Raw genomic sequence first — 3,572 nt, forward strand, 5'->3', positions numbered from 1 at the left:
CGGCCGGGCGCCGGCGCTTTTGGAGCTCATCGCCTACGGCCTTAGGGTTCTTCTCACCCTTCTCCCGCCCCCTCCGGGGTTAGGCAAGCCCACAAGCCCTTGACAAGAACCTGCCCGGGGCAGAATAATGACCCTTGGTTGACACTCTCACCCTTTGAGCGTCAAAGGAGGGAGTGGGTATGGCTGCGGAGGTGAAGACGGTGATCAAGCCCCTAGGCGACCGGGTCGTGGTGAAGCGGATCGAGGAGGAGCCCAAGACCAAGGGCGGCATCGTCCTGCCCGACACCGCCAAGGAGAAGCCCCAGAAGGGCAAGGTGATCGCGGTGGGCACGGGCCGCGTGCTGGAGAACGGCCAGAAGGTGCCCCTCGAGGTCAAGGAGGGCGACGTCGTGGTCTTCGCCAAGTACGGCGGCACCGAGATCGAGATCGACGGCGAGGAGTACGTGATCCTCTCCGAGCGCGACCTCTTGGCGGTCCTGCAGTAAAGGAGGTGAACCATGGCGAAGATCCTGGTGTTTGACGAGGCGGCTCGCAGGGCGCTGGAGCGCGGCGTGAACGCGGTGGCCGACGCGGTGAAGGTCACCCTTGGCCCCCGGGGCCGGAACGTGGTCCTGGAGAAGAAGTTCGGCTCCCCCACCATCACCAAAGACGGGGTGACGGTAGCCAAGGAGATTGAGCTGGAGAACCACCTGGAGAACATCGGGGCCCAGCTCCTCAAGGAGGTGGCCTCCAAGACCAACGACGTGGCGGGCGACGGCACCACCACGGCCACCGTCTTGGCCCAGGCCATCGTCCGGGAAGGCCTGAAGAACGTGGCCGCCGGGGCCAACCCCCTCGCCCTCAAGCGGGGCATTGAGAAGGCGGTGGAGGCCGCGGTGGAGAAGATCAAGGCCCTCGCCATCCCCGTGGAGGACCGGAAGGCCATTGAGGAGGTGGCCACCATCTCCGCCAACGACCCCGACGTCGGCAAGCTCATCGCCGACGCCATGGAGAAGGTGGGGAAGGAGGGGATCATCACCGTTGAGGAGTCCAAGAGCCTGGAGACCGAGCTGAAGTTCGTGGAGGGGTACCAGTTTGACAAGGGGTACATCTCCCCCTACTTCGTCACCAACCCCGAGGCCATGGAGGCGGTCCTCGAGGACGCCTTCATCCTCATCGTGGAGAAGAAGGTTTCCAACGTCCGCGAGCTCCTCCCCATCCTGGAGCAGGTGGCCCAGACCGGCAAGCCCCTCCTCCTCATCGCCGAGGACGTGGAGGGCGAGGCCCTCGCCACCTTGGTGGTGAACAAGCTCCGGGGCACCCTGAACGTGGCCGCGGTGAAGGCCCCCGGCTTCGGTGACCGCCGCAAGGAGATGCTCAAAGACATCGCGGCCGTCACCGGCGGCACCGTGATCTCCGAGGAGCTCGGCTTCAAGCTGGAGAACGCCACCCTCTCCATGCTGGGCCGGGCCGAGCGGGTGCGCATCACCAAGGACGAGACCACCATCGTGGGCGGCAAGGGCAAGAAGGAGGACATTGAGGCCCGGATCAACGGCATCAGGAAGGAGCTGGAGACCACCGACAGCGAGTACGCCAAGGAGAAGCTCCAGGAGCGCCTGGCCAAGCTCGCGGGCGGGGTGGCCGTGATCCGGGTGGGCGCTGCTACCGAGACCGAGCTCAAGGAGAAGAAGCACCGCTTTGAGGACGCCCTGAACGCCACCCGGGCCGCGGTGGAAGAGGGGATCGTTCCGGGCGGCGGCGTGGCCCTCCTTCGGGCCATCAGCGCCGTGGAGGAGCTCATCGCCAAGCTGGAAGGGGATGAGGCCACGGGCGCCAAGATCGTCCGCCGCGCCCTGGAGGAGCCCGCCCGCCAGATCGCCGAGAACGCCGGCTACGAGGGGTCCGTGGTGGTGCAGAAGATCCTCTCCGAGACCAAGAACCTCCGCTTCGGCTTCAACGCCGCCACCGGGGAGTACGTGGACATGGTGGAGGCCGGGATCGTGGACCCCGCCAAGGTGACCCGCTCCGCCCTCCAGAACGCCTCCTCCATCGGCGCCCTCATCCTCACCACCGAGGCGGTGGTGGCCGAGAAGCCCGAGAAGAAGGAGTCCACCCCCGCCCCCGCGGGCGCCGGGGACATGGACTTCTAAGGCCGCGTGAGGCCAAGGGGCTGGGCCAGCCCAGCCCCTTTTTCTTTCGTCCCCATGCTGGCTTGCGCTGGCATAGGTGGGATGCCCAAGCTAGGGCTTTGGGAAAGCGCTTTTTGGGGCCCCCACCGCGGCAAAAGCCGCGGTGGGGTGCTTAGAAGGGAACCGCCTCCTCCTTCTGGCCGCCCCCGTTCCCCTGGAGGAAAACCTCCCGGTCCGGCACCAGGTAGGCGCGGAAGCCCTCGGCCTCGAGGGCCCCCAGGGCCCCCTCCCCCACCCGGGCCTCCCGGAGGGCGAAGAGGGCCTCCCCGAAGGGGCCCTGGACCCGCACGTAGAGGGGCAAGGGCCCGGGGTGCTCGTCCAGGAGGCTCTTGAGGAGGGCCACCCCCTTTTCGTCCAGGAGGGCGTGGTCCACCTCCACCTCCAGGGCCTTGGGGGCCTCGGCCACCTCCTCGTGGGTCCAGACCGCCTGGGCGATGACCCTTAGGCCCCCCTCCTCCCGCTCCACCTCGGCGAGGACGAGGAGGGGGAGGTCCTCCCTGAGCTTGGGGGAGACCCCCTCGTAGGCCCGGCCGAAGGCCACCGCCTCCAGGGCCCCGGTCTCGTCGGAGAGGGTGAAGCGGGCCATCATGCCCCCCGAGCGGGTGGGCTTGCGCACCACCTCCTCCACCATGCCCGCCAGGAGGACCCGGGAGCGGGGAGGAAGCCCCCTTGCGAAGTCTTCCAGCTCCCCTAGGGTGCAGCTCGCCGCCTCCCTCAGGCCCGGGTAGCGGAGGACGGGGTGGCCGGAGACGTAGATGCCCAGGGCCTCCTTCTCGTAGCGGAGCCGGGTGATCTCGTCCAGGGGCGGGGCCTCCTGGAGGGGGGGCTCCTCCACCTCGGCGAAAAGCCCCCACATCCCCGAGCGCTCCCGCTCCCGGACCCCCGCGGCCCAGCGGAGCAGGGGGTCCAGGGAGGCGAGGAGCCTCGCCCGGTCCCCGAAGGCGTCCATGGCCCCCGCCTTGATGAGGGACTCCAGGGTGCGCTTGTTCACCACCTTCTCGTCCAGGCGCTTCAGGAAGTCCCCTAGGCTCCTGAAGGGGCCGCCCCGCTCCCGCTCCTCGAGGATGGCCAGGGCCGCCCCCTCCCCCACGTTCTTCACCGCCGAAAGCCCGAAGAGGATCTCCTCCCCCACCACCTTGAAGTCAAAGCCCGAGCGGTTGATGTCGGGGGGAAGGACCTCTATGCCCATGGCCCGGGCGTCCCGGATGTACTCCGCCACCTTGTCGGAATCCTGCCGCTCCACGGAAAGGAGGGCGGCCATGAACTCCACGGGGTAGTGGGCCTTCACGTAGGCCGTCTGGTAGGAGAGGAGGCTGTAGGCGGCGGCATGGCTCTTGTTGAAGCCATAGTTGGCGAAGGCCTCCAGCATGTCAAAGAGGCGGTTGGCCTCCTCCTCGGGCACGC

Annotated in this window: 3 protein-coding genes; 2 read left to right on the forward strand and 1 reads right to left on the reverse strand. The window is 68.0% G+C overall.

The window, feature by feature from the left end:
* The first annotated feature begins 179 nt into the window (after positions 1-179).
* A complete protein-coding gene (gene groES, locus ABJK26_RS06770; RefSeq protein ID WP_347241523.1) occupies positions 180-485 on the forward strand; it encodes a co-chaperone GroES in 306 nt (101 codons plus the stop codon).
* A gap of 12 nt (positions 486-497) precedes the next feature.
* Positions 498-2,129 (forward strand): chaperonin GroEL, encoded by a 1,632-nt coding sequence (gene groL / locus ABJK26_RS06775; protein ID WP_347241524.1) that lies wholly within the window; start codon positions 498-500, stop codon positions 2,127-2,129.
* Positions 2,130-2,280: 151 nt separating this feature from the next.
* On the opposite strand, the gene ABJK26_RS06780 is transcribed toward groL, so the two are convergent.
* A partial coding sequence (locus ABJK26_RS06780; RefSeq protein ID WP_347241525.1) for an OB-fold nucleic acid binding domain-containing protein occupies positions 2,281-3,572 on the reverse strand: 1,292 nt, incomplete at its 5' end.

The sequence above is a fragment of the Thermus sp. genome (assembly GCF_039793865.1).
Lineage (GTDB): Bacteria > Deinococcota > Deinococci > Deinococcales > Thermaceae > Thermus.